General features: G+C 54.1%; 24 protein-coding genes. 11 read left to right on the top strand and 13 right to left on the bottom strand.

Annotated elements, in window-relative coordinates:
• Position 1: 1 nt before the first annotated feature.
• Positions 2 to 409 carry a ketosteroid isomerase-related protein gene (locus JW499_RS07725; protein WP_205210057.1) on the bottom strand — a complete coding sequence of 136 codons (408 nt, stop codon included), beginning with the start codon at positions 407 to 409 and terminating at the stop codon, positions 2 to 4.
• Positions 410 to 698: 289 nt separating this feature from the next.
• Between JW499_RS07725 and chrA the strand changes: the two genes are divergently transcribed.
• Positions 699 to 1,889: a chromate efflux transporter gene (gene chrA, locus JW499_RS07720; RefSeq protein ID WP_416135402.1), complete on the top strand. Its 1,191-nt coding sequence runs from the start codon at positions 699 to 701 to the stop codon at positions 1,887 to 1,889.
• 50 nt (positions 1,890 to 1,939) lie between these two features.
• On the opposite strand, the gene JW499_RS07715 is transcribed toward chrA, so the two are convergent.
• On the bottom strand, positions 1,940 to 2,323 hold the full coding sequence (locus tag JW499_RS07715; RefSeq protein ID WP_205210056.1) for a hypothetical protein: 384 nt from the start codon (positions 2,321 to 2,323) through the stop codon (positions 1,940 to 1,942).
• Positions 2,324 to 2,604: 281 nt separating this feature from the next.
• The gene (locus JW499_RS07710) at positions 2,605 to 3,501 is read right to left on the bottom strand and encodes a LysR family transcriptional regulator (RefSeq protein ID WP_205210055.1); all 897 of its coding nucleotides are present in this window, start codon (positions 3,499 to 3,501) and stop codon (positions 2,605 to 2,607) included.
• Between the two features lie 128 nt (positions 3,502 to 3,629).
• Between JW499_RS07710 and JW499_RS07705 the strand changes: the two genes are divergently transcribed.
• Positions 3,630 to 4,340 (top strand): DUF4386 domain-containing protein, encoded by a 711-nt coding sequence (locus tag JW499_RS07705; RefSeq protein WP_205210054.1) that lies wholly within the window; start codon positions 3,630 to 3,632, stop codon positions 4,338 to 4,340.
• 168 nt (positions 4,341 to 4,508) lie between these two features.
• On the opposite strand, the gene phnX is transcribed toward JW499_RS07705, so the two are convergent.
• Both phnX and JW499_RS07695 read right to left on the bottom strand, forming a co-directional pair.
• Positions 4,509 to 5,348 carry a phosphonoacetaldehyde hydrolase gene (gene phnX, locus JW499_RS07700; protein WP_205210053.1) on the bottom strand — a complete coding sequence of 280 codons (840 nt, stop codon included), beginning with the start codon at positions 5,346 to 5,348 and terminating at the stop codon, positions 4,509 to 4,511.
• 39 nt (positions 5,349 to 5,387) lie between these two features.
• A complete protein-coding gene (locus JW499_RS07695; RefSeq protein ID WP_205210052.1) occupies positions 5,388 to 6,521 on the bottom strand; it encodes a 2-aminoethylphosphonate--pyruvate transaminase in 1,134 nt (377 codons plus the stop codon).
• Between the two features lie 355 nt (positions 6,522 to 6,876).
• Between JW499_RS07695 and JW499_RS07690 the strand changes: the two genes are divergently transcribed.
• From JW499_RS07690 to JW499_RS07655, 8 genes are all read left to right on the top strand, one after another.
• Entirely contained in the window at positions 6,877 to 7,734 is an 858-nt protein-coding gene (locus JW499_RS07690; RefSeq protein WP_232846279.1) for a MotA/TolQ/ExbB proton channel family protein, read from the top strand.
• Complete coding sequence (locus JW499_RS07685; RefSeq protein ID WP_205210051.1) at positions 7,724 to 8,122, top strand: ExbD/TolR family protein; 399 nt, start codon at positions 7,724 to 7,726, stop codon at positions 8,120 to 8,122. The genes JW499_RS07690 and JW499_RS07685 overlap by 11 nt, the downstream gene beginning before the upstream one ends.
• On the top strand, positions 8,119 to 8,526 hold the full coding sequence (locus JW499_RS07680) for an ExbD/TolR family protein (protein WP_205210050.1): 408 nt from the start codon (positions 8,119 to 8,121) through the stop codon (positions 8,524 to 8,526). The genes JW499_RS07685 and JW499_RS07680 overlap by 4 nt, the downstream gene beginning before the upstream one ends.
• Complete coding sequence (locus JW499_RS07675; RefSeq protein ID WP_205210049.1) at positions 8,523 to 9,338, top strand: energy transducer TonB; 816 nt, start codon at positions 8,523 to 8,525, stop codon at positions 9,336 to 9,338. The genes JW499_RS07680 and JW499_RS07675 overlap by 4 nt, the downstream gene beginning before the upstream one ends.
• A gap of 9 nt (positions 9,339 to 9,347) precedes the next feature.
• On the top strand, positions 9,348 to 11,705 hold the full coding sequence (locus tag JW499_RS07670; RefSeq protein WP_205210048.1) for a TonB-dependent receptor: 2,358 nt from the start codon (positions 9,348 to 9,350) through the stop codon (positions 11,703 to 11,705).
• Between the two features lie 66 nt (positions 11,706 to 11,771).
• Positions 11,772 to 12,890, top strand: coding sequence for an alpha-hydroxy acid oxidase (locus JW499_RS07665; protein WP_205210047.1), 1,119 nt, complete (start codon positions 11,772 to 11,774; stop codon positions 12,888 to 12,890).
• Positions 12,891 to 12,900: 10 nt separating this feature from the next.
• A complete protein-coding gene (locus JW499_RS07660) occupies positions 12,901 to 13,587 on the top strand; it encodes a Fe2+-dependent dioxygenase (protein ID WP_205210046.1) in 687 nt (228 codons plus the stop codon).
• A gap of 29 nt (positions 13,588 to 13,616) precedes the next feature.
• Positions 13,617 to 14,615 carry an extracellular solute-binding protein gene (locus tag JW499_RS07655; protein ID WP_205210045.1) on the top strand — a complete coding sequence of 333 codons (999 nt, stop codon included), beginning with the start codon at positions 13,617 to 13,619 and terminating at the stop codon, positions 14,613 to 14,615.
• 2 nt (positions 14,616 to 14,617) lie between these two features.
• Here the strand turns inward: JW499_RS07655 and JW499_RS07650 are convergent, their stop codons facing one another.
• From JW499_RS07650 to JW499_RS07620, 7 genes are read right to left on the bottom strand one after another with little or no spacing between them, the layout of a single operon-like run.
• The gene (locus JW499_RS07650) at positions 14,618 to 17,011 is read right to left on the bottom strand and encodes a DNA polymerase II (protein ID WP_205210044.1); all 2,394 of its coding nucleotides are present in this window, start codon (positions 17,009 to 17,011) and stop codon (positions 14,618 to 14,620) included.
• A 4-nt stretch (positions 17,012 to 17,015) separates the two neighbouring features.
• Positions 17,016 to 18,023, bottom strand: a complete 1,008-nt coding sequence (gene mvaD, locus JW499_RS07645; RefSeq protein ID WP_332874417.1) for a diphosphomevalonate decarboxylase — start codon at positions 18,021 to 18,023, stop codon at positions 17,016 to 17,018.
• On the bottom strand, positions 18,010 to 18,951 hold the full coding sequence (locus JW499_RS07640) for a mevalonate kinase family protein (RefSeq protein ID WP_232846278.1): 942 nt from the start codon (positions 18,949 to 18,951) through the stop codon (positions 18,010 to 18,012). The genes mvaD and JW499_RS07640 overlap by 14 nt, the downstream gene beginning before the upstream one ends.
• The gene (locus tag JW499_RS07635) at positions 18,941 to 19,942 is read right to left on the bottom strand and encodes a mevalonate kinase family protein (RefSeq protein ID WP_205210043.1); all 1,002 of its coding nucleotides are present in this window, start codon (positions 19,940 to 19,942) and stop codon (positions 18,941 to 18,943) included. The genes JW499_RS07640 and JW499_RS07635 overlap by 11 nt, the downstream gene beginning before the upstream one ends.
• Positions 19,943 to 19,969: 27 nt before the next feature.
• On the bottom strand, positions 19,970 to 21,136 hold the full coding sequence (locus tag JW499_RS07630; protein WP_091357446.1) for a hydroxymethylglutaryl-CoA synthase: 1,167 nt from the start codon (positions 21,134 to 21,136) through the stop codon (positions 19,970 to 19,972).
• A gap of 15 nt (positions 21,137 to 21,151) precedes the next feature.
• Positions 21,152 to 22,183: a type 2 isopentenyl-diphosphate Delta-isomerase gene (gene fni, locus JW499_RS07625; RefSeq protein WP_205210042.1), complete on the bottom strand. Its 1,032-nt coding sequence runs from the start codon at positions 22,181 to 22,183 to the stop codon at positions 21,152 to 21,154.
• Positions 22,183 to 23,220: a hydroxymethylglutaryl-CoA reductase gene (locus tag JW499_RS07620; RefSeq protein WP_205210041.1), complete on the bottom strand. Its 1,038-nt coding sequence runs from the start codon at positions 23,218 to 23,220 to the stop codon at positions 22,183 to 22,185. Before JW499_RS07620 ends, fni begins: the two co-directional genes overlap by 1 nt.
• 263 nt (positions 23,221 to 23,483) lie before the next feature.
• Here JW499_RS07620 and JW499_RS07615 point away from each other — a divergent pair, with 263 nt between their 5' ends.
• Positions 23,484 to 23,846, top strand: coding sequence for a hypothetical protein (locus JW499_RS07615; protein ID WP_205210040.1), 363 nt, complete (start codon positions 23,484 to 23,486; stop codon positions 23,844 to 23,846).
• 46 nt (positions 23,847 to 23,892) lie between these two features.
• Here JW499_RS07615 and JW499_RS07610 read toward each other — a convergent pair whose 3' ends face one another.
• Positions 23,893 to 25,491 carry a tetratricopeptide repeat protein gene (locus tag JW499_RS07610; protein ID WP_205210039.1) on the bottom strand — a complete coding sequence of 533 codons (1,599 nt, stop codon included), beginning with the start codon at positions 25,489 to 25,491 and terminating at the stop codon, positions 23,893 to 23,895.
• Positions 25,492 to 25,574 lie beyond the last annotated feature (83 nt).

The following is a 25,574-nucleotide window of genomic DNA, read 5'->3' as shown; positions in this document are numbered from 1 at the left end:
ATCAGCCTGACACCTGGGCGATCCAGTCTTGCAGATTGTAGTAGTTGGTCACTCGCGCCACCTGCCCATCGCGGATATCAAAGAAGGCACCCGCGGGCAGATTGTATCGCTGTCCGTCTGCTTCAGGCAGCCCCTCATCAGTGGACAGATATTCACCGAGAACGGTGAACTCTGCGGCAGCACGATCACCGGCTTCATTGGTGGTGATGGAGATATTGACGATCTCCTCTTTGTAATGGGTATTCATGCGATCCATGAACTGAGCAAAAGCCGCTTTGCCCACTTCCCGGTCCCCCTGATTGATATCATGAATCACATCATCGGTAAGCAGGGCCAAAAACCCATCCATATCCTGACGGTTAAATGCTGCGTAGTAATCGGTTAATAGTTGTACAGTTGCCTGATTCATAGTGTCCTATCCAACGTCGCCATAGATCAGCGATCTGATAAAAAGTCTGCTCGCGCCATTCTAGTACACAAGCGATCTCATTCAATTACTTAAAAGGAGGTATGCCGTTTAATTACGCTGGCTGAAGCATATTACTGGCACTGGCAAAAAGCGCCTTGTCTCACAGCGACCTGGAAACCAGCCAAAACGAAAAAGTGGCGTATCAGCCGATCACATCAATCCACTTATCGCTGTAACAATGCTGTCAGATAATGGCGCTTATTTGCTTATTTGCTGATCTATCCGGAATATGATGAACGCTTTAACGATCTTTAAACAGTTTTTCCTGCTCGGCTGGATAAGCTTTGGCGGCCCTGCCGCTCATATTGGTTATTTTCGCACCACCTTTGTGACAAAGCTCAGCTGGCTCAGCGATACCGAGTACGCTCAACTGGTCGCTCTGAGTCAGTTTCTGCCCGGCCCCGGTTCCAGTCAGGTGGGCTTTGCCGTGGGTTATCACCGCGGCGGACTGATCGGCGCGTTAGCCGCCTTTACCGGGTTTACGCTGCCATCGGTCCTGCTGATGCTGGCGCTGGCAGTGCTGAGCAGCTCTCTGACTGACAACGCGCTGTTTCAGGGTGTGATCCATGGCCTTAAACTGCTGGCAGTAGTGGTCGTGGCAGATGCCACCCTGGGGATGGCCAGAAGCTTCTGTCAGCGAAAGCTGACCGCAGCTATCGCGGTGATCTGCGCCTCGGTGATGCTGACCATCCCCGGTGTATGGAGCCAGATCGCTGTGCTGCTGGCGGCGGCAATGGTCGGCCTGATCTGGTTGAAACCACACCCGGTCGATTTAGCATCAGATAGCACAGAGCGGGTTGGCAACAGGTTGGCAAAAACTGCAGCAAAACAAGTACATTTTTCGCTGATTCTCTTTGTAGTTCTGTTAACGGGGCTGCCACTGCTGGCACCATTCAGCCCCTCGGTTCAGCTCTTTTCTGACTTTTATCAGGCCGGCAGTCTGGTATTTGGCGGTGGTCATGTGGTGCTGCCACTGCTGCAAAATATCGTCGGTGACCAGCTCAGCAGCGATAACTTTATCACCGGTTACGCCGCTGCTCAGGCGGTGCCCGGACCGATGTTCACACTGGCCACCTATCTGGGCTATCAGTTGCTTCCTCCGGTCCCCATCACGGGAGCCCTGCTTGCCACTGCCGGTATTTTTCTGCCTGGTTTTCTGCTGCTTCTGGGGGTGTTAAAAAACTGGCAGGTACTGGCCGCAAAGCCCGTCCTGAACGGTGCTGTCAGTGGCGTTAACGCAGCGGTTGTGGGTCTGCTACTCAGCGCTCTCTATCAACCGGTCTTTATCACCGCGGTCAACAACTCTGCCGACGTTGCCCTGATGGTCTGTGGTTTCTTCCTGCTGAGAACCTTAAAACTACCGATTGTGGGGTTAGTGGTGCTGGCGATCATGACCGGTATTTTGCAGACGCAGTTATAACAAAAAAGCCCCCATCATTACTGATGGAGGCTTTATAAAAACAGCTTAGATTATTCAGCAGCTTTAGCAGGTGCTTTGGCCGGCGCTTTAGCAACAGGAGCAGGAGCAGCAGCTTTCTGACCAGCCGTCAGGATAGCCTGAACTTCAGCAAAGTAAGCTTTGGTGCTTTCAGTTGCAGCCAGTGCTTCAGCCTGCAGCGCTTCAAGCTTAGCCTTAGCTTCTTCAGATTTGTAAGTCACAAAAGAGGTGAAAGCTTCAACATCTTTGATTTCAGCGAAGGCTTTGAAATCAGCCTGAGCCTGAGCAATCTGTTGTTCAATCGCAGCTTTCTGAGCTTCGAATGCCATAGTAAAGGTCGCTGTGTTTAGTTCGATCAGCTTCTGAACAGGAGCGCCAAAAGCAGAGAAGTCAGCAGCAGGAATAGTCTGGAACATGATGTATACCTATATTAGGATTTTAGTCGATGGGGTGATGGTACAGCGCGCTATGCTGCAGTGCAACAATTATCTTATGACTTATTATTAATGTTCTGTTAATTACTTAAATTAAAAGAAGATATATAAAAATCTATCTTTTGTGCAAATGCTAAATATCGAGTAATTACATGTTCTTAGCCGGCGTTGCCGCACTTGATTTTGTTCTGGGGAAGATGTGAATAAATTCGCAGTGATTAGCGCTGTAACGATTAACACAACTGTAATGAATCTCAGACATCTCAGCTGGACAGCATCTCGGCTAACTGATCAAACACCTTTCTGACCCGCAGGCTGGTATGCAGTTCACGGTGACAGACCAGCCACAGGGGCAACACCATCGGCGGCCCGAAGGATTCAAATGCGCGTACGAACGCGGGTTCCCGGTCACCGATTGGCTGAGGAAACAATCCTAACCCCAGGTGCCGTTTCACCAACTCCCATTGCAGCAGTTGTGACAGGGTTGTCACCCTGATGTTCTCAGCGGAAAGCGACCAGCCATGACCGGTGCTGTTGAGCAACTCCTGTAACCGGTGGTTCTGTTCAAAACCGATGATCTGGATATTGTTTAACTGATGGACAGAGGTAACGCCGCTATAGGGTGCCAGGTATTTCGCTGTGCCGTATAGCCAGATCGGGTCTTCCCGCAATTTGCGCACAATCAGATCCGGTTGCGTGGGACGAAAACTTCGCAGGGCGATATCCGCCTCCCGCTGTTTCAGATTAGCCACCTCATGGGACACCTGCAGATTCAGCGTGATACCCGGCAACTCGCTACGTACACGTTCGATCACCTCAGGCAGCAGAAACACCGCTTCGAGTTCGCTCACGGCGACGGTCACCGTGCCCTGCAGGGTTTGCGACTGACCCGATGCCGCCAGTGATAAGCGGCTGGCAGCCTCGCCCATCGCCTGCACATGAGCTACCAGCCCGAGCCCGGCGTCCGTCAGTTTCAGTCCCTGCCCCACCCGTTCAAACAGTGTAACGCCTAACTCAGACTCCAGCGCCGCCACCTGTCTTCCCAGGGTCGGCTGCGTCAGCCCAAGGGCACGCGCCCCCGCTGACAAAGACCCCTCTTCCACGGTGACCAGAAATGCCCGTGCTCTGTTCCAGTCAAAATTCACTGTTTTCCAGTCCACACCGTTCCCTCTACAACAACCTATACGAATATGCATACATAGTAGGCGTTTTTTGCCGATTTAGTCTGCATAAATACGCAGATAAACTGATCCCGACATTAAATATTCCCTTAAATTGGATCATGACAATGAACACCGTAAACGAAATCCGTCTGGCTCGTCTGGCAGGCTGCCTCTATCTGCTGCTGATTCCGATGGGGGTATTTGGCATTATGTATATCCCGGAGCTTATTACGGTTGCCGGCGATAACAGCGCAACGCTCGCGAATCTTACCGATCACGCAACCACAATACGGCTGAGCATTCTCTGTGCTTTCGCGATTCAGCTTACCCAGCTGTTTCTGGTGATCGCACTCTATTATCTGCTGCGCCCTTATGGCGTGATCGCTGCCCGGTTTATGGTGCTGTTCACACTGGTCACCATCCCCATTGCGCTACTCAATGAACTCAGCCATATCACCGCGCTGTTGCTATCTGAGTCCGACCTGCTCCGCGAAGTATTCAACCCACAACAACTGGATGCGCTTACCCTGTTCCTGCTGGAGTTACACCGGCAGGGTATCATGATCGCGCATATCTTCTGGGGACTGTGGTTAATGCCGATGGGCTATCTGGTGTACCGCTGCGGTTTTCTTCCCAGAGTGATTGGCGTATTACTGATCATTGCTGGGATCGGCTACTGCCTCGACACGATCACCTTTTTCGCGCTTGCCACTGACCGTTATCTGATCGCCCAATATACTTTCCCCGGGGAAGTGCTACTGCCGCTATCGCTGCTATGGAAGGCGTATCGGGCCGAAAAGCGAATCGTTTCAGATTTCAATCAGGGTTCTGAATAGATATGTTTTGCTCCGAGCCAGTGTTGCCCGAGAAGGTGCTGATAAACGAAAAAGAGCGCCAATCCGCGCTCTTTTTGCTTTTTCTGGCAAGGAAAACGTAGTTTTCCGTCTAACCACTAGCAGGAGTCGAAGACTACGTTCTCGCAAGCAGCGCAGCTGCGTTCTGCTTTAAGGCTTTTCTCCCGCCGCCAGACGGATTTCGATATCTTCCAGCACCGGAATCAGATCGGCGATGCTGTCGATTACATAGTGGGCACCGGCCTGTTTGAAGCGGTCATAGGCTTTAGTACGCAACGCCTCCTGCTTGTCTTCACTGAGTGCACTCCACTGCTCCAGACTCATACCCACTTCGTTGCCGCTGACCGCCACGCCGACCGTCCACATACCGGCGTTCAGGCCTTCATCTATACCGGTAAGGGTATCGTCGATCTTGACGCAGGCGGCGAGTTTTTCCACCCCCAGTTCAATCGCGTTCATCATCGCCATATAGGGATAGGGACGACCTTTGGGCACCTGTGTAGCGCAGACATTCGATTGTGGTGAATAACCCTGCGCCGCGGCACGCGCCAACAGGCCCTCAATCATAATATCGGCATAGCCGGTATTGGCTCCGATCATGATGCCGTTCGTTTCAGCCCAGGCGACAACCTCCGTCAGCCCGGGAATCAGTACCGCGGTTTCGGCAATGGCGGCGATCTGCAAAGGTACAAACTCGTTATACAGTCGGTCGATATCGTCTTCCGTCGGTATTTCGCCCCTCGCCTCAAGCCAGGCCGTGCGGATGCGCGGGTGGTTGCAAAGCTGGCGGATATGTTCCCGCTTCTCGGTGCCCATCGGTCCCCGGGCTTCAGTTTCAGAGATGGCCACCCCCTGACTGGCAAACAACCCCTGAAAAGCACGAATCGGCGCCATCGAACCAAAATCGACGGTGGTGCCAGCCCAATCCATAATAATCGCTTGCAAAGACCTTACGTCTGTTCCGCTATATTGACCTTCGTAACGGTGCATTGTTCTCTCCCGGCAGTCATTTCGACCCGCCAATATCAGTTAAGGATTTGGATTACCATCCGTGATCTGCATCTCATCGAGCACCGCAGACACCGCTTCCAGCAGACCATCGATCTGCCCGTCAAACAGCTGGCCAATGCAGCCCAGCCGGAAACTCTCTGCCTGAGTCAGCTTGCCCGGATAGATAATGTAGTTGCGGGCTTTTAGCAGATCGTAGAAACGCTGAAAGTTAAAATTTGCATACCCCGGTGCGAAGAAAGTGACAATGATAGGGGATAACCATTCATCCGCCAGCAGCGTTTTAAATCCAAGCTGGCGCATCCCGGCCACCAGCCGTTGCTGATTACGCCGATAGCGGGCAAAACGTCCGGCGACACCGCCCTCCTCCTGGTGCTCTTTTAGCGCCTGAATAAAGGCCGCCACCACGTGGGTTGGCGGGGTAAAGCGCCACTGGCCGGTTTTCTCCAGATACTGCCACTGATCGTACAGGTCCATACTCAGGGAGTGCGCATGGGTGGCACAGTGCTGCAGCACTGTTTTTCGGATCAGCGCGAAACCAAACCCCGGCACCCCTTCAAAACATTTATTGGCGGAGGAGATAAGAGCATCAAAGCGAACCCGGCTGCTGTGGATGTCGATCGCGCCAAAGGCACTCATCGAGTCGATGATCAGTCCCCGGCCATGTCGCTCAACCACTTCAGCGATCTCCGCGACAGGGTTGAGAATGCCCGAACTGGTTTCACAGTGAACCAGCAGCACATGGGTTATCCCCCGGTCCTGCTCAAGAATAGCGGCCACTTCGGCACCCCGCGGCGGTTCATAATCGCCTTTATCCAGAACAACATAGTCACGGGCCATATAGTCGAGAATTTTCGTCATCCGCTGACCATAAGCGCCATTAACCAGCACCAGCGCTTTACCCTGCCGGGGGATCAGAGTGCCCAGCGTTGCTTCTACAGCAAAGGTGCCACTGCCCTGCACCGGCACACAGACAAAGGCATCCTGATCATCAACAAAGCTTATCAACTGATCACAGACCGCTTTGGTCAGCGCCCGAAAGTCACCGTCCCAGGAGCCCCAGTCGTGCAACATCGCCTGTTTAACGGCCATGCTGGTGTTGATGGGGCCAGGGGTTAGCAGCCAGGGCTGAGGATTCTTTTGTGGTTGATTCATATTCACTCCCGCAACATCAGAGCACTCTCTGAAGGTTTTCAACGGGCGTTATTATCGGAGATTGATCAGCACATCACAGTGAAGTTTTAGTGAAACACCATGGGTAAAACTTATACACATCATCACAATTTATAGGACGATAGAGACAGATTACCTATTTTTAGGCACATTTAAAACCGGTATGGATCGCCACTGTGCCATCCACATGGCCTCCCCTGAATCAGACTCGTCTGCCTGTCTTGGCGACATTGCTGCACTTCCAATATGAATATTTTTCACAAAAGCGCTTGAAACATTAAACTCCATATAATTATAATGCGAATCATTCTCAGTAGCATTAAGATTAAGGTTTATAATGAAAACCTCAGACAACCTCACTTTTGAACAGAGCCCACCATCAGAGCTACATCCCGCCCCAAACGCTCAGTCGACCGACCCGGGGATGGTCGGCATCCCGCAACAACCAGTGATCCATTCAGCACCTGTTGATAGCATCAATGCTAATGACCTGTCCCGACAGCTAATCGACAGTGATAGTTTAAGCGCCAGTGCTGATCAGCTTGTCAGGATGATTGAGATTGGTGGGCCGGTGGTCTGGATACTGATAGCACTCTCGGTGTTCTCCCTCAGCATTATCTTTATCAAGCTCTGGCAGTTTGCCGTTATTAAACCGGAAAGCTGTCGCGACATCGCCGTAAGTCTGAGTAAGTGGCGCAGCCATGACCCGGCAGGAGCCATCCAAGCACTCCACTCACAACGACCGGTATCGGGCATTATCCGCTATGCGATGCAGGGTATTACACAGCAACAGGACCCCCACTTACTGCAGGAAGAGCTGTCCCGACAGGCCAGCCATCTGGTTAACCAGCTCAGGGCCTTGCTCCGGCCACTGGAAGTGATCGCCAGCCTCAGTCCCCTGCTGGGTCTGATGGGTACGGTGCTCGGAATGATTGTGGCCTTTCAGCAGATGGAAGCGGCTGGCAGCAATGTCAACCCCGCCGTTTTGTCCGGAGGGATCTGGCAGGCACTGCTAACCACCGCCGTTGGGCTGGCAGTCGCTATTCCGGTAGCAACAGCGCATAGCGTTTTAGAACGCAAGGCCGAACGCTGCGCCATGTTGATCAACGACTCTGTCACACAGGTGTTCACCTGCCCATTAGTGCAGAGTGAAGCAAAGACCGTGTCGCTGCGGGAGCATAGTCGTGCTGCTTGAGATAACACCGCGGGCCTCACAGAGCATCAGCCTGACGCCATTGATCGATGTCGTGTTTATCCTGCTGCTGTTTTTTATGCTGTCTTCCACGTTTAACAAAACCCGGCAACTGGAACTTAAAGCCACCTCACCCGGCACCCAGAGCCTGCTGCCAGAGGTTAACCGGTTGCTGCTACTCACTGACAACAGGGCTGACCTGAACGGCACGATTTACACCGTGGATTCAATCGCGTTTTCGCAACAACTCAGCGCCATCGCCAATGCAGGTGGAGCCGTCACGCTGACTGCACACTCCGCAGTCAGGGTTCAGCAGACGATCCATATAATCGATAACCTGCGAGCGGCGGGGATCGTACAACTTAATCTGAGCCCATCGGTGTCTGAATGAAAATTGTCGCGACAGGGCAACGTGTCTCACAACGAAGTAATCTGGATAACAGCATGATTCCGGCAATCAACATCGTCTTTCTGTTACTGATTTTTTTCATGCTGGCAGGCCATATCGAAACCAGGGATGAGCAACTGCGCATTCCCGCCTCCAGCAGTGACAGTGAACTCAACCCCGGTGAACTGGAAATTAAAGTCTCCGCCTCCGGTGACTACCGGATCAACGGTCATAGCATCGACGGAGATCTGCAATCCACTATGGCGGGACTGGGGCTTTCTCCACAAACCGTGGTGCTCTGCCATATCCATCGTGATCTGCCCTCCTCTGCGCTGGACCCCATTATTCTGGCGGTTCAGAAACATGGCATTAAGACGCTTCAGATAGCCACAGAGCACACCCTATGATCACCCGCCGACAGATGATCTTCAGTATTACAGCCGCCACCGTTGTGCATCTGGGTGTCCTGCTGATCTGGGTGGTGCCGATGGCGACTGAGGGCGCCATCGCAGAAGGACAGGAAGGTCTGCAGGTGAGTGTCGGGCTTGCAGGCAGTTTTATGGCAACACCTGAGCAAAGCAACAACACGAAACAGAGCACCGAAGACGCGCAACGACCGGAACAGATCACTAAAGAGGAACCCCGGCAACAACCGACACCGCAAGCCAAACCCGAACCCGAACCAAAACCCGAACCAAAACCCGAACCAAAACCCGAACCAAAACCTGAACCAAAATCAGTGCCGAAGCCTGTGCCAAAAACTGAGCCGAAGCCAGCACAAAAACAACAAACAGTACCCGAGTCGGTGCCGGACCGTTCTGAAGCAACTCCTGAGTCAGAGCAGCGGCCCTCTCAGTCAGCGACAAGAGCAACAGGTGTGGGGGAACGTGCAGAAACAGGTGGCAATCCCGCCGCCCGGCAGAGCTATCTGACCCGGGTCATGGCCAGAATCGCACGCTTCAAACGCTATCCCCGCAGCGCCAGAAAGGATGGCGTCACCGGGGTAGTTCTCGTGAAATTCATTATCCGGAAAAGCGGCAGGGTTGAATCCGCTGAAGTGGTTAATAGCTCCGGTGACGCTCGTCTGGATCAGGAGGCCGTAGAGATGCTGGTTCGCGCCAGCCCCTTTGCCGCGGTACCCGATGAACTCAGCAGCGATCATTTAGAACTGACCCTTCCGGTTGAATTTTCACTTAATCCAACACGAAAACTGTTTTAAGGAACACCGATGGACAACATAACGATGGTTTCTACGCCAGCACACACCCTAAGGAAAAACAGAACGGCGGGCTTTGCCCCCGGTACTCTGGCACTGGCAATTTCAGGTGCGTTAATGGCCAGCGTAGCAACGGCGGATGAAACCAGCATCGCGCTGGATAAACTGAAGATTGAAGAATCGCTGACACCGGATACCAACCCGTATGCAGTGCCCGGTGCTCCCTATCTGGCAGACCGTGTATCCGACCCACGCAGAACCCGTTCACTGGCCGAAACGCCGCAGACCATTACCGTGCTGACCGCCGCTGAGATATCAGACTCTGGCCGGAGCGATCTGCGGGAGATTCTTGATGGACAGCCGGGTATTACTCTGGGGACCGGAGAAAACGGTAACGCCTTCGGTGATCGCTATATCATTCGGGGCCACGAAGCCCGCAGCGATATCTTTATCGATGGTCTGCGAGATCCGGGGATGACCGTACGGGAGAGTTTTGCCGTAGAACAGGTGGAAATCAGCAAAGGGCCCAGCTCCTCTTTTGCCGGTCGGGGAACCACCGGTGGTGCTGTCAACTCCGCGACGAAACGAGCCAGCACCGAATATGACTTTACCAAACTGTCGGCCGGTATCGGCACCGATAACTACCACCGGCTGACCCTCGACACCAACCAGGTTATCGATTACGACACCGCACTGCGCGCCAATATTCTGCATGCGCAGGAGGATGTTCCGGAACGATCACCTGCCGACAGAGAGCGGATCGGCGCGGCACTGTCACTGTCTCATCAGTTTACCGATCAGTTGGAAATGACCGCCGACTATTATCACTTCGAAGGTACCGACAGTCCGGATCTTGGCACCTATATCGACCGTTCCAGCGGTAAAGTGGTCAGAAACATACCCGCCTATGTGCAGGATGAGGACTTCCTCGAGTCACAGGTGGATACATTCACTGTTCGAATGGGGTATGAGATCAACCCTCAAACCCGTATCGTCAACCTGACCCGTTATGGCACCACAGATAATGGTTATATCACCACCGGTGCCAGGGGTACAACCGCCTATTCAACCATGACCGATGCCACTAATGATACCAATGGATATACCTCTGCAAGCCTGAGTACCCATCAGGGCTGGCAGGAAGTTGAATACTTCGCCAACCAGCTGAACCTGCTGACAACACAGGAGATCGGCGGACTGGATCATGAGCTGGTAATCGGCGCAGAATACAGTCATCAGAGTGTGCTCAACGGTGTCTACAATACATCATCATCTGGTTCCGCCAACTGTTTCACTGTTGGCAGGAGTGGTGTGGGCGAAAGTTACTGTATCACTGATGCCGACGGCAACACCGTAGCCGGGGTCAACCATCTGATGCAACGCGATATTACCCGCGGCGATGCGGATTCCGACTGGAATGTTGAAACCCTCTCCCTGTCATTGATGGATACCGTTGATCTGACCGATAGATGGACCCTGTTTGGCGGTATCCGTCACGACTACTATGACTATAAAACCACCGCCAATTTCGATCCTGACGGGCGTAGCGGCCCCCAGCCCAGTGCTCCGCATGACTTCACCGATAAAGGCGGCTACTGGAATGGCCATATAGGGGCCAGTTATGACATCACCCCACGCGCCAACATCTACGCCAGTTTCTCGACGGCAACCAACCTGAATGGCGGTGAATCCGATGTCGGCACCAGCTGCGGCTATGGCGGGATCTGCGTTGATGCCAGTGACCCGCAGCTGGGTGATCCGGAACGCACCCAAAGCTGGGAGCTGGGTACTAAATGGCGTTTGCAGGATGACCGTTTACTGGCGACAGCTGCACTGTTCCGGATTACGAAAAATGATGTTATGGAACAGCCTACCGGCGACTCTTACAGTACTGAAGGCTCTTTAAACACCGGAAAAAACCGGGTTGAAGGCATTGAGCTGGGGCTGGCAGGTAATCTGACCGAACGTCTCAGTATTCAGGCCGGGCTGGCGGTTATGAACGCCGAAGTGCTGGAATCGGTCAACGCCGATAATGTCGGAAAAACCCTGGCCAACTTTGCCGATAGATCAGCTTCACTGCTGCTGAAATACCAGGCAACCCCCGCCTTTGCTCTGGGAGGCTCAGCCACCTATGAAAGCGCCCGCTATACTGGCCAGCCGGATACCGCTGCCAATGAAGACCTTGGCGTACCGGAGTATACGGTATTTGATGCCTTCGCCAGTTATCAGGTCAATCGCGATCTGAAGTTCCGTCTCAATGTCGGCAACCTGTTCAACAAAGATTACTATCTGGCCGCTTATCGTTCGGGTTCATTTACCTACATCGGCGACAAACGGAACGCACAACTCACCATGGAGTACAGCTTCTGAACCGTTGATGAAACCCATTACAGGGCAGCCATAACGGCTGCCCTGCATTCAGAACTCAGGCAAACAATGAACACTCATACACCCCATCATTCACCTCTGGACTACATTCCGGCAGAGATTGCCTGCGCCAGAGACTATGTATCACTGGCGCAAAGGTTTATCCCGGCGGATATTCTGGCCTTTATCAGCGGTGGCAGCGGCCAGGATATAACCCTGCACAACAACGAAACAGCATTTCATCGCTGGGCGATTACCCCGAGAGTAATGCCCGCCCCCGAAAACGCCACTACCGCAATACAACTGTTTGGCAAACAGCTCCGGCACCCTCTATTGCTGGCGCCGGTTGCCTATCAGACGCTGGTGCACCCGCAGGGGGAGCTGGCCACCGCCTATGCGGCGAAATCAACTGATACCTGCATGCTGGCCAGTACACTCTCCTCGGTAACTCTGGAACAGATTGCGCAAAGAAGCACCGCTGAACGCTGGTTCCAACTCTATTTTCAACCCCGTCAGGAAAACACCAATGCGTTGATCCAGCGGGCCATTGCGGCCGGATATCAGGCCATTGTAGTCACCCTCGATGCGGCGATACAGGCCCCCAGTCTCCGTGCAGTCAGGGCGGGGTTTAAGCGTCCCGAAACGGTTAAAGCAGCCAACCTGATTGACCCGGGCTCTGACACACCCCGGCATCACAGCAGCTGTGAAAGCCGGATATTTAGCAGCCGTCGGGAAAACGCCCCCACACTGCAACAATTGCAGCAACTGATCGATGAAAGCCCGGTACCAGTAATTATCAAAGGCGTACTGCATCCTGAGGATGCCGGGCTACTGCAACAATCAGGTGCTGCCGGGATCATCGTCTCCAACCACGGTGGACGCACCCTGGACGGCGCGCCGGCCAGCCTCTCAGTACTACCGGCTATACGCGCGACGGTGGGTGATCAGTACCCGCTGTTATTCGACAGTGGTATCCGCAGCGGCAGTGATGTTTTTAAAGCGATCGCCCTGGGCGCAGATGCGGTACTGATCGGTCGCCTGCAACTCTATGCCCTCAGCGTCGCGGGGGCATTAGGTGTCGCCCACATGATCAAACTGCTGCGCGAAGAGCTGGAACTCTGCATGGCGATGAGCGGTTGCGCCACCCTTGCCGATATCAGGGCCACAGAACTGCATAAACCCTTTTAAGGAGGCTCACATGCTGATCACAATTACCAATGTCTTACAGGCCAACGAACTGCAACAGTTCAGAGAGCACCTTGACCGTGCAGACTGGCAGAGCGGCGTTAAAACCGCTGGTTCGCTCGCCAGAAACGTAAAGCATAACCAGCAACTGGACGATAGTCAGGAACCCGCCATCAGCCTGGGGAACCATATTCTCAAGACCCTGTCCTGCCATCCGGCCTTTATCTCTGCGGCCCTGCCCGACCGGATCTACCCTCCCAAATTTAACCGCTACAGCGAAAATGAGACCTATGGTGCACATATCGATGGGGCGCTGATGCAGATCCCCACAACCCACCTGACATTACGCACAGACCTGTCTGCCACCCTGTTTCTGACGGAGCCGGATGAATATGAGGGCGGTGAGCTGACCATAGAGACACAGTATGGGCCTCAAAGGGTCAAACTTCCGGCCGGCGATATGGTGCTCTATCCATCCACCAGCCTGCACTCGGTATCTCCGGTATCAAAAGGTGTCCGGATAGCCTCGTTCTTCTGGATTCAGAGCATGGTCAGAGATATTCAGCAGCGCGAAATGCTGTTCAATCTGGACAACTCAGTACAGGTACTCACCACCGAACTGGGAGCAGTCCACCCCGAAACGGTCCGCTTAAGCGGTCTTTACCACAACCTGCTGCGTCAGTGGGCAACCCCCTCCTGACGCTGTTTTACTGTAAAGGTGAACGATCCATGAAATATCTGTTGTGCGCACTCAGCCTGATACTGACATCAACACTGTTTTCCCCGGTACAGGCAGCTGAATTACGGGTGTATTCGACAAAAAATGCCAGCTATCTCAAACCGCTTTTTGATCAATACTCCCGCGAAACCGGTACCGCGGTGAGCTATCTGGTGGCGCCCGCCAGCACCCTGCTCGCCCGTCTGGAAGCAGAAGGAAGCAACAGCCAGGCAGATCTGCTATTAACCACCGGTGCCGCCAGTCTCTGGCTGGCAGCGCATAAAGGTCTGACAGCGCCGGTAGCCTCGGCCATGCTGGAGGACAATGTTCCGGGACATCTGCGATCTCCTGACAACCATTGGTTTGGCTTTGCCAAACGCACTCAGACACTGATCTACAACAGTGCCAGTCTGAACAAAGCCGAATTGAAGGGCTATGCTGAGCTGGCGGATAAACGCTGGCTGGGCAACCTCTGCCTGCGGACATCACAACAACCCTACACCCAGTCGCTGGTGGCGATGCTGATTAACCGGGAGGGGGAACAGAAAACCCTGGCCATGCTGCAGGGTTGGGTCAATAACCTGGCGGTACGCCCTTTCGAAGAGGATGCACAGATATTTCCGGCGATGGAACAACAGATCTGTGATGTCAGTATCGTCAACGCCTACTACTTTGCCCGGTATCAGCATGAACACCCTGACACCCCTTTAAAACTGTTCTGGGCCGATCAGGATAGCAGCGGCGTCCATGTGGATATCACCGGTGCAGCGGTCACCGCCCATGCCCCCCACAGAGAACAGGCTATCGACCTGCTGGAATGGCTGACCACAAAACCGGCGCAGGCGCTGTATGCCAGGCTGAGTCTGGAGTACCCGGTAAACAGCCAGGTCTATCCGGTGCGCGAAATCGGCCGTCGGGGCCGCTTTACCGAAGACCCGGCCAATCTGTCCGCCAGCGGAGCCAACCGGGAACGGGCTATCCTGCTGTTACAGCAGGCGGGATACCGTTAGCATTAAAACAGATCGATCTGCGGGACATACAACGCTGCAAAACTATCGCCCAGAAACATCAGGATGCTGTCGGCCACCGGTGTCAACTGACGATCAAGATAGTGCTGATAGTCAATGGGTGAGCGGGCAAACATCCGCGGTTCCGGGCCATTCACGGTCATCAGATACTCAATGTACATCCCGGCGCTGAAGGGCCGCTTCTTTCCCTCCCGGGTAAACCGGTCCTGAGCTTTCTGCGCCGCCTGTACATGGGGCGGCCGGTTTTTGGTGTACTCATCCAATGGCCGACGCAGCCGTTTACGGTATACCAGCTCATTATCCAGCTCACCCGCTTTCAGTTGGTTAACGATCTGTTTCAGATAGTCGCTATAGGGCTGCTCACTGAAGATCAGGCGATACAACTCCCGCTGTACCCGCCGTGCCAGCGGCGTCCAGTCGGAGCGAACGGATTCCAGCCCTTTAAAAACCAGCTCCTCCCGGCCATCATCAAACAGACGGATTCCCGCATAACGCTTCTTGGTGCCCTTCTCTGAATGGCGCATAGTAGGCATCAGGAAACGACGGTAGTGGGTTTCATACTCCAGCTCCAGATGGCAGGGTAAACCAAAACGCTGCTGCACCTCCTCCTGCCACCACTGGTTAAGAAACTGCTCCAGCCGCTTACCCTCGCTGGCTGCCTGTTCTACCGGAAACTCATCCCCCAGCCAGACAAACACCGAATCGGTGTCACCATAGATGACGGTGTAGCCAAACTGCTGCTCGATCTTCGCTTTGGTGCGGGTGAGGATCTCATGGCCGCGCAGGGTGATTGAACCCGCCAGACGCTGATCAAAGAAACGACACACATTGGAGCCCAGCACCCCGTAGAAGCTGTTCATGATAATCTTGATCGCCTGAGAAAGGGGCGCATTTTTTTCCGCTTTTGCCCGGTCCCGCGCCTGCCACAGGCGTTCAATAATGCCAGGCAAAATCGCCTCTTTACGGGTAAAGATCGCGTGGTTAAAACCCGGCACCAGATCCTCCGGCGGACACTCTGTACCGGTGCCTTCTGCCAGTGCATAGGGATCGATCATAAAGGTGCGGATAATACTTGGGTACAGGCTTTTAAAATCCAGCACCAGCACCTGATGATAGAGCCCCGGGCGGGACTCCATCACATAGCCCCCCGGGGCTCCCATCTGCGACTCACCGGAGGCATACACCGGCGCCACATAACCTTTACGGTGCAGGCGGGGCAGATACTGGTTATCAAACGCGGCCGCCGAACCACCCACTTTATCCAGCGGCAAGCCGGTCAGGCGGCTGCGCTCAATCAGATAATGCAACAACTGGGCGTGTTCGAAGATATCCCACACCAGCTTGCAGTCTTCCAGATTATATTCCGCCAGTTGGCGGGGATTTTCCCGGTAGACCTGCTGAATCTCTTCGCCCCGGTTGAGCCCCTCATCCATCTGTTGTCCCAGCAGTTTGCCGCGATCCAGCAACTGATTAGAGACATACTCGAGGGAGAAACTTTCAAACTGCCAGGTAGCGCCTTTCAGAGTATCGATGCCGTCCAGCACCACCCTCCCGGCGATACGGCAGAACCACTTCCCATTGGCCGATTCGATCACCTGAATGCGGCTGCCATCCCGGCCCAGATTCAACTGCACCTGCAATCGCTTAGCCCGTTCCTGCAACACCCTGAAATCGAAACCGACCACATTCCAGCCGATAAAGATATCCGGGTCACAATGCTCCACCTCGCGGACAAACGCCTGTAACAGTGCCCGCTCATCGTTAACATATTCCAGCCAGGGCTCGTTCGGGCCATCGCCAACAATCAGCACCTTACTCAACTGATCGGAGTAGAGGCCGATGGAGAAGATCCGGTCCGCGCGCATGGTGGTTTCGATGTCCACCGACAGCATGGTTAAACGGGGCTCAAGCTCAGTCGGTTGTAGCTTTGCCGTCTCGTCGTTGAAACGTACCCGGGCGCTGTCCTGAATAAACCGTTCCATCAGAAACCGGTCGACGGGGCGGATATCCTCCTCAATCATCGGGATAGCGTAGGTTTGCAGCAGATCGGTCAACTGACGGTAGATCGTTAGCGAATGACTGTAGAGACCATAGACAGGACGTTGCTGCAGATCCTTAAGCGGCAGGGACTGTAACCGCCAGTGGTTGTGCAAGTCTGGCTGGTTTTTAAAATGACTGCTAAGCAGTGACTCAATGCGGGGAACATCCTCTTCAAGGACAAAAAACACCCCCTCCTGACCCGGCACGGTGACGGGAAAAACACTATCGCCAGATTTTAACCAGAACTGAAAGCTGATCCCGTGCGGGGTATCAAACTGTTGCCGGGTGAGAATAAACCCCTCACGCGCTGTGCCGGCAGCGGCGCTTGGCTGTTGCACCGTGTCAGCCAAACGGTCTGATCACTTCCAGACCGGGAAAGCGCTGATTCACTGCGGTTTCAGCGTCGGCGGTAAACAGCAGCTTAAGATTGGGACCGGCATCCATAGTGAAATAAAGCTCCAGCCCTTCAGCACGGGCCTGCCAGACCGTCTGCATGGCAGCAACAGAGTCCGGTTTCCAGTAGAGCAGCGGAGGCCAGGAGGCGATCATGGTGGCGTGCATTGACAGAGCGTTCTGTTCAGCGGTCTCCCCCAGGCAGGTAAAACTCTGGTCAGCAATCGCCTGGTGCAGACGTTCCAGATCAGCCGCGGCCTGCAAGGGCCAGCTCTGATACAGATGGGCGGTGTCCACCGTGCGGTTCATGCCGGCACGGGAATCGACTGCTTTCTCCCCAGTGTCTACCTTTAGCAGACCAATTCGCAGTTGCGGCCAGCGGACATCTAATGGCAGCGCAAAACTATCCATGCCATCTTCGCGAATTCCCATCTGCCACTCCACAAACCCCTCATAGAGCGAACGGCTGGCGCTGCCACTGCCCATCCGGGCAAAGGCGGACAGCACTGAAGGCTCCAGATTTAATCCGTAGAACTGGTCGATAGCCAACATCAGCGCGGCAAAGCCGGAAGCGGATGATGCCAGCCCGGCAGCGGTGGGGATATTGTTCTCGGTTTCGACTCTGACGCAGTGATCAGTGCCGCGACGGAACAGATCGATAAAAGCGATCACCTTACGGGCAAACTTATCCCCGGCAGCCACTTGAGCTCCGTTGAGCCAGACCTGATCGCTATCGCTCACGGAAACTTTTGTCCGGCTGCCCAGATGCGCCAGCGAGACCGACAGACTACTGTTTACCGGCAGGTTCAGCTCAACATCCCGCTTGCCCCAGTATTTACACAACGCAATATTACTGGGGGCAAACTGCGTGTCGCTGCTATCAGCCACCGGCGTAACCGTTGTCGGCAGATAGGCGTTAATCACACTCTCTTTGTTCATCGGTTTAGAGATATTCAACCGTCACCCCCTCCGCAGACACCGCCACAGGTATTTGTTCGTAAGTCAAACCATAGTCGGATGGATCGCCTAGTGCCAGTACACAGTCCCCCAATCCTGATCCTGAAATTTTCGCCCCCAGCACCTCAGGAGAGCTGCGCAGGCTATAGATAATCTCCGCCAGGTTGCGGTCATTCACCCCCAGCGCATCCATCAGCCCCTGATAGATATTCATTAACCGGCCCAGCTGCGGCCAGTCAGCTCTGTCGACTGCCAGCTCCGCCTGCTCTGCGGTCTGCCCCATCAACTGGTACAGTCCGGTATACAGCTGTGGCGCCTGCGCCGCAAACTCTTCAACCCGTTTCAGTACATCCGGGGTTTTCATCTTGTAACCGACATAGAACAGACTGATCGGGGGGATCCCCCCCAGTGCCCGAATCTGCGGCTCGGTACCGGGTGATGCCACGGTGTACCCCACCACACCTCCATAAACAGCAGCCACCAGGTCGGTGCCGGACCCCCGGCCATCCTGCACCTGATGCACCACGGCCAGGGCTTCCTTAAAGAGTATTAGCGGATCGCTGCACGGTTTACCGGCGAAAGCCTGTAACGCCGACACCACCGCAGCAGTGACGGCGGCTGAAGAACCCAGCCCAACGGTGTGGGAAAACTCTGTCTGAATGAGCAGATCAAAACCGCCAGGAAGCACGGCGGCCTGGCGCTCGATAGCGGTCAGAACAAAGCTGAGTTCAGCTTCGGCGCTAAGTGAATCCAGGTCTGAACGGTATTGCGCCAGGGCCGAATCGATTGTCACGATGCGGTCCCCTCTGGGGGTCAGGGTGACAGTGATACGTTTATCCACAGCACAGGCCAGCGCCCGCTGACCAAAGAGTACGGCGTGCTCCCCCATCAGCATCAGGCTGCCCGGTGCCGTCACCTTAATCTTCAAGTCTGGCTCCCTCGCTATCTTCCTCTATCGCCATAAAACTATAGCCGCTTTGCTGACAAAGCGATGTCAGGTCGCCGCCTGGCAGGTAGGCGATCAGTGCTCCGGCCGAATCACCGGATACCGCACCGGCACCACTCACTTTGGCCGCTCCGCCCAGGTTTTCCAGCGTCTGAATAAACTGTTGTACCGGCTCAGGGACCACCCCGATCGCGGTCAGCAGACGGTGATTTTCCCGCATCAGTTGCCGTGGATCATCGCCTTTAACAATGGTCGTACTCAGTTGCCGGGTAAGTTCGGCAAACGCCTGCCACAGGTCCGATTCACCAAAGCGGCGGCGAACAACATCAACACACTCCCCGGTACCCACCCGTGGTATGCCGGTATGAATATAGTACCAGCCCTCACCCAGCCGGACCGGCAGTTGCTCAACCTGACCAGCAGCCACCTGCACCATACCGCCGTATGAGACGGTAGCCGCATCGATCAGCCCACCCCGCCCATGGCAGAGGCGTTCGCAGTATCGTACCCGCTGAAACAGTTGAGCGGTTGTAAGGGGTTGTGAGAAAAGCGTCTGCCCCAGGACCGTTACAGCAGCACCCAGTGCGGCAGAGGACCCCATCCCCGACCCCAGCGGCAATTGAGAACGGATCTCCAGCGTTACACCGCCAGCAGGATCATCATTATTAAGGCATTGACTGAGCGCATACAGCGCAAGCTGATGGGGAGCTTCGAGAATTTCTCCGGCTCCTAGCAGGCCCTGCTCAAACTGTGTAAAACGCTGATTCAAATGTTCCGCCAGTTGGCGCAGCTCAGGCCAGCTGATCTGCGTCTGCCAGCCCGCTTCGGGCAAACTCAGACTCAGACCATCAATGGCAGCGGGCGAACTGTGGCAATGGATATAGCGGTTAACCGCCAGGGCGATAGCCGGTGCCCCATAGACTGCCGAGTGTTCTCCACTGAGAATCAGCTTACCGGGGGCACACGCCTTCATGAAACAGAGCCCTTAACTGAAGCGCCCTTAGCAGGCGATATATTCACGCTTATGATGAGAGATCCCCACCAGACGGAAACGTCCGGTGGTACCTTCGGTCTTGGTATGTACTCCGCCATCCACCGGGTCGGTATCGTTATACAGCTCCAGATACTCTTCGTAGGACACTTCACTACGGGCCTCAAGCATCGTCTGGTGTCTGTCGCCGTGCAGATATTTCTCATAGCCAGCGACAATTTTTCCAGAGAAAAACTCGGCGACCGAACCGGAACCATAACTGAAAAAGCCCACCCGTTTGCCCGCCAGATTCTGTTTGCAGTTTTCCAGCAGTGAAGCCAGGCCGATATACATGGACGCAGTATAGCTGTTGCCGATAATACGGTTATACAGCAGTGTGTCTTCAACCTGCAGATCCAGCAGTTCGGGAGACAAAGCGCTGCGATTGATCCGCGCCAGATGCTTGTGCGCTTTCTGAGCCATCCGGGTAAACGGCAGGTGATAGCAGAAGTGCTGGAAATCATTAAAGGCCAGCGAACTGACTTCGCAGAAATGCTCCCAGGCATGCTTCAGCGATTGCAGATAGATCTTGGTGGAATATTTACCATCCACCAGTGCGGTAGAACGGTAGTTGGGACGCCAGAAGTCCATCACATCTTCGGTGTGGTTACCCACCTCAGGATCAAGCTCCACCAGACGGGGACTGGCTGCAATCAACATGGCAACCGCACCGCATCCCTGAGTCGCCTCGCCGGAGGTTCCCAGATCATATCGCGCCACATCAGACGCAATCACCAACACCTTTTTTTCTGGCTGACGGGCAACCAGAGCGCAGGCCATCTGAATCGCGGCGGTGGCACTGTAGCAGGCCTGTTTCAGCTCAACCACGCGACACCGGGATGTCAACCCCAGTAAACGGTGGACATAGACACCCGCAGACTTCGACTGGTCGATACCGGTCTCGGTGGCAAACATGACGGTGCTGATCGCATCAGTCCCGACCCGCTCAACCAGAGGCAGAGCAGCATTGGCAGCCATCGTCACCACATCTTCATCCGGAGCAGGCATTCCCATTTTTTCCTGCCCAATCCCCTGATAATACTTGTCAGGATCGATCTCCTGGACCATCGCCAGGTTTTTCAGATCCAGAAAATAGTTGGAGGTGTAAAAGCTGATTTCATCAATACCGACGGACATACGTACTTAAAATCCTCAACGCTCGCCCAGAATGAGAGCCCGATTCATAAATAAACTGTTCACATCCGGCGCGCCCAGCAAAAACATAGCTGTAGTGAATTCACGCCGGCGTTGCTCTATTACCCTGACCACTGAATCGACGGATTCCATTGCCGGTTTCAGGAACGGTGCGGCCATGCCGCAGAGCGAGGCGCCGAGTATAACAGATTTAACCATATCAATCCCATCCCTGAGACCACCACTGGCGATGAAACCTGCACTATTTTGATACGGTTGCGCCAGTTTCAGCGCCTGCGGCGTCGGAATACCCCAATCCTGGAAACAAAGTCCCAGATCATCGTCACTGGCAGCACTGCGATGATGCTCGATACGGCTCCATGATGTCCCGCCTGTGCCGGCCAGATCAAACCACTTTATACCCGCGGCAAGACCCTCTTCTATATCCAGAGGCGAGAGCCCCGCCCCCACCTCTTTCAGCAGTACCGGCTGCGACAGTCCTGCGGCCACCGCGGCAATTTTTTCCTGCAGCCCAAAGAAGTCAGTATCCCCCTCCGGCTGTACCGCTTCCTGCAGCGGATTCAGGTGCAGATAGAGACCATCCGCCTGCAGAAGATCGACCGCCTGCTGGCACTGTTCGAGGGAAAAGCCATAGTTCAGCTGAACCGCACCAACATTACCCAGCAAAACGGTATTCGGCGCATAGGCGCGCAGATCAAAGCTGTCCCGCGCCGCTGGCTGAGTAAACATCACCCGCTGAGAACCCACCGCCAGCGCCACACCGGTGCGCTCAGCGGCTTCGGCAAGATTGCGGTTAATGGTTTTAATCAATGCGTGGTCGCCACCGGTCATCGAAGAGATCAGCAACGGAAAGCTGAGCTTTTTACCCAGAAACTCAACCGAGGGGTCAATCTGATCCAGCGCCAGCTCAGGCAGTCCCCGATGACATAGCTGGATCTGATCAAAAAATCGTCCGTCACGATCGGTCCTGGGGTCGTTTTCGATCGCCCGGATATGCTCAATTTTTCGGTCGTTCGTCTGATCAGACATCAGCGTTCCATTTTCAGATGGGATTCCATCAACTCACCCGGATTCGTCTGAGCGGCCATCAGGGACAGCTCACCACAGAGCACTGTAGCAGCGCAGATAGCAGCCAGTCGGCGGGCATTTTCACCCGGCTCCCGGGACTCTTTACAGCCAAGAGCAGCGAGATTCTGCTCAACAAAATCGATCCCTTTGCCATTGCCAACGCTGCCGACAATCAGATTTGGCAGTGTGCAGGAGAAATACAGATCCCCATTGCGTACCTCGGCATGCACAATCCCCTGCGAGCCTTCGATAATATTGGCCGCATCCTGCCCGGTGGCCAGATAAAACGCCAGTAACATATTAGCATAATGGGCATTGGCGCTGCGCAAGCCGCCCGCCACCATCGTACCGATAAGATTTTTCTTGATATTCAGGTCGACCACCTTCTCCGGAGTGGTCTTAAGCCGCCGTTCACAAAGCGCCCGGGGTATCAGGATCTCACTGATAACGTATTTTCCCCGGCCAAGAATACCGTTGACAGCGGTGGCTTTTTTATCGGAACAGTAGTTTGCCGAGATTGAAGAGTAGCGCAGCTGAGGATATTCACTCAGAATCCACGGAATCAGCTTATCTGCCGCATTGGTCACCATGTTATGGCCCGAGGCATCCCCGGTGGTAAACTCCAGACGCAGATAGATCAGATTGGCTACGATCTGGCTGTTCATCTCGATCAGTTTGGCAAACCGGCTGGTGGTTGCCACCACCTGGTTCAGGTCATCCTTACGGGATTTGATCGACTCCAGAGCTTTATATGCCTCTAAGGCATCCTCTGCTTCCAGCAGAATGGAACGGCTCATCCGCTCATCGACAACGGTGGTTTTTATCCCCTCGTCGGTCAGTGCTGAAATCCTCGCACCCCGGCCAACCGAAGGCCAGAGGGGCGTTTCATAGGTTGCCAGAGGGACTGACACTTTTTCGTTCAGGATATGTCCACTGATCTTTATCGGCCCGACGGTACGCATCGGAATCGGTGCTTGCTGGACTTTATGGGATTTCATAATCTCTCGGTACAATAAAAAAGGGCTGCTGCAATCATATGAGTATGACCTGCACTGCAACCCTTCAGGAAGCTCGTTTAGTGTGGGGATTTTATATAGCCCCTCCCCATTATGCAATCAAAGGACCACTGGCGCGCCCCTGGGTCATGACGCAGGTCAGCCGCGAATTTGTACCCAAATTGCCAGCACGGACTTGACCCGATGAAATAAGGCCCGCCATACTTAGCGTAATTTCATCTATCAGACCAGCGGAACCCGGGCCTATGCTTTATGCAGTCAGAAATGAACAGGGACAGATCACCTCTCTGTCAGCACACCCTGTTGAGAACTCAACGGTAGCGGACATTACCGACCCGGATGTAATCAGTTTCCTTTCCAGCAATAATGAAACCGAAAGCCCGCAAGAACTGCTCGAGAAGTCTGACTTAGAAGTCAGCCGTATCATTGAAGATCTGATCGACCTGCTGATATCAAAACAAACCATTCTGTTCACCGACCTGCCAGAGGCAGCACAACAGAAGCTACTGACGCGTAAACTGGCCCGTTCCGCTTACCACGTCGATGACAATGATAAGCCGGTCATAGAAAACTCCATTCTCGGTGACGACGACACCATCTTATTCTGAAGTATAAATAGCCGGACGGCTGAAACAGACGGGGACCAGGCAGCTCTCAGGACGCGTCAGCCCCCTCTTGAATTTCGCGTTTAACTTCCGCCATCGACCTGACCATATCGGCACAGCGATCTGACAACGACAGATAACGTTTCTGCTGACGCAAGCCCAGGGCGCCATAGTTGATACTGTAGAGCGCATTATCACACTGCAGCAACAGCTCGTCCCGTTGATTTCCGGGATGGCGGGCCTGCTCAAGCGCAGCCTGCACCAGATTCAGAGTCAGGCTTGGATTATTGGGCAGAATGCTATCCGCCTGGACAAAGAAACTGAGTGCTTTCTGGTAGTCTTTCTTTCGGTAGCACAGCATCCCCTGAATATTCAGCTTCCCCCACTCCAGGGCGGCACTGTCACGGTTAACATGTTGCTTCATCGTCTGCGCTTCTGTTTCCATAGAGGTGCCCTCCATCCCCTCAAGAAAGGGCTCCACCCACTCAGCCTGCTCGGTCAGTTCAAGCTCGCAGAACAGATCAAAAGCATTACGGGCTGCCAGATTCGCTCGTCCCTGAGCACCCGCCCGACGGTAGACCTGGGCAACCATCAGGCGCGACTTAAACTGCACGATAGGCTCACCGGGAAACGCCAATACAGCATCTTCAAGGGTGCGAATAGCATACTCCTCTACATCCCGGTCAAAACTACTGCGGGCCAGTAGTGCGGACACCAGACTGAAGTAATAGTCATCCGACTGAAAACAACTTTGCCGGGCATGACGAATCGCATTGCTGTAGGCCTCCACGGCAATATTCCATTCCTGATTCTGGGCGGCAAGACTACCCAGCGCTCCCTGCAGTTCGGGAACCGTGGGTTGCAGCATCACCGCTTTACGCAACAAACTGATCGCTTCCCCCCGCTCACCAAGGGCGCGGTAGGTGCGTGCCAGCCAGGTATAGGCCTCGACGCAAAAGTAGGACTCATCAATCACCTGTTGCAGAATCTGGCGGGCATTCAGATAATCCCCCAAGTGACATAGCGCTACCCCCTGCCCGACCCGGGCCCAGGGCTGAACACGTTGCGCCACAATAGACTCAAACAACTTTTCCGCTTTGCTATAAGCACCCTCTTCAAGCAGAATGATGCCCCGAATCCGATGAATATACAGCTTTAGCGCTGGGTAACTCTGACTCAGTTTGTCGCACATCAACAGAGCCTTTTGTAGCTCTCCCTGATCCAGTAACTCATCCAGGGGCTGTATCACCTGTTTAACCCGCATAATCTTTTCTAAGCGAACACGCACTTTGGGCTCGGAATAGGGCTTGGATATATAGGTATCAGGCGAATTATCGAGGGAACCGAACAGCAACTTAGAGCGCTCGGGGTCTACGATCAGGGAAAAAACTGTGGAAAACTGGCGAATCCCTTCCGCCGAGGCTTCCTGAATCAGCTGCAGGCCGTTCTTATGATTCTTACCCAGATCAAACAGAACAAAGCAGATGTCATAGTGCATCTCACGCAACAGTACCAAAGCCATATTTACAGATGAGGCGACCTGAATGTCAGCCACGCCCATGCTCCCCAGGATTATCTTGAGTTCAGCAAGATCTTCCAGGCGGTTATCAACAATCAGAACTTTTTTATCCGAGTAGCTGATTTCCATAGGCCCTACATCAGAATGGAATTTTTCAAAGTATCATATAAATCAGATAATTATCAAAGCACTCCAGAGACAAAAAAGCCCCG

Origin of the sequence: Amphritea pacifica (assembly GCF_016924145.1) — a bacterium.
Classification (GTDB): domain Bacteria; phylum Pseudomonadota; class Gammaproteobacteria; order Pseudomonadales; family Balneatricaceae; genus Amphritea; species Amphritea pacifica.
The sequence above is the reverse complement of the archived record's forward strand: the minus strand, read 5'-3'. Positions and strand labels throughout refer to the sequence as shown.

Bases quoted from the DNA above. Each gene is read 5' to 3' on its own strand.
- JW499_RS07725 (WP_205210057.1), bottom strand. From the start codon at position 409: ATGAATCAGGCAACTGTACAACTATTAACCGATTACTACGCAGCATTT.
- chrA (WP_416135402.1), top strand. From the start codon at position 699: ATGATGAACGCTTTAACGATCTTTAAACAGTTTTTCCTGCTCGGCTGG.
- JW499_RS07715 (WP_205210056.1), bottom strand. From the start codon at position 2,323: ATGTTCCAGACTATTCCTGCTGCTGACTTCTCTGCTTTTGGCGCTCCT.
- JW499_RS07705 (WP_205210054.1), top strand. From the start codon at position 3,630: ATGAACACCGTAAACGAAATCCGTCTGGCTCGTCTGGCAGGCTGCCTC.
- phnX (WP_205210053.1), bottom strand. From the start codon at position 5,348: ATGCACCGTTACGAAGGTCAATATAGCGGAACAGACGTAAGGTCTTTG.
- JW499_RS07695 (WP_205210052.1), bottom strand. From the start codon at position 6,521: ATGAATCAACCACAAAAGAATCCTCAGCCCTGGCTGCTAACCCCTGGC.
- JW499_RS07690 (WP_232846279.1), top strand. From the start codon at position 6,877: ATGAAAACCTCAGACAACCTCACTTTTGAACAGAGCCCACCATCAGAG.
- JW499_RS07680 (WP_205210050.1), top strand. From the start codon at position 8,119: ATGAAAATTGTCGCGACAGGGCAACGTGTCTCACAACGAAGTAATCTG.
- JW499_RS07675 (WP_205210049.1), top strand. From the start codon at position 8,523: ATGATCACCCGCCGACAGATGATCTTCAGTATTACAGCCGCCACCGTT.
- JW499_RS07670 (WP_205210048.1), top strand. From the start codon at position 9,348: ATGGACAACATAACGATGGTTTCTACGCCAGCACACACCCTAAGGAAA.
- JW499_RS07665 (WP_205210047.1), top strand. From the start codon at position 11,772: ATGAACACTCATACACCCCATCATTCACCTCTGGACTACATTCCGGCA.
- JW499_RS07660 (WP_205210046.1), top strand. From the start codon at position 12,901: ATGCTGATCACAATTACCAATGTCTTACAGGCCAACGAACTGCAACAG.
- JW499_RS07655 (WP_205210045.1), top strand. From the start codon at position 13,617: ATGAAATATCTGTTGTGCGCACTCAGCCTGATACTGACATCAACACTG.
- JW499_RS07635 (WP_205210043.1), bottom strand. From the start codon at position 19,942: ATGAAGGCGTGTGCCCCCGGTAAGCTGATTCTCAGTGGAGAACACTCG.
- JW499_RS07630 (WP_091357446.1), bottom strand. From the start codon at position 21,136: ATGTCCGTCGGTATTGATGAAATCAGCTTTTACACCTCCAACTATTTT.
- fni (WP_205210042.1), bottom strand. From the start codon at position 22,183: ATGTCTGATCAGACGAACGACCGAAAAATTGAGCATATCCGGGCGATC.
- JW499_RS07620 (WP_205210041.1), bottom strand. From the start codon at position 23,220: ATGAAATCCCATAAAGTCCAGCAAGCACCGATTCCGATGCGTACCGTC.
- JW499_RS07615 (WP_205210040.1), top strand. From the start codon at position 23,484: ATGCTTTATGCAGTCAGAAATGAACAGGGACAGATCACCTCTCTGTCA.
- JW499_RS07610 (WP_205210039.1), bottom strand. From the start codon at position 25,491: ATGGAAATCAGCTACTCGGATAAAAAAGTTCTGATTGTTGATAACCGC.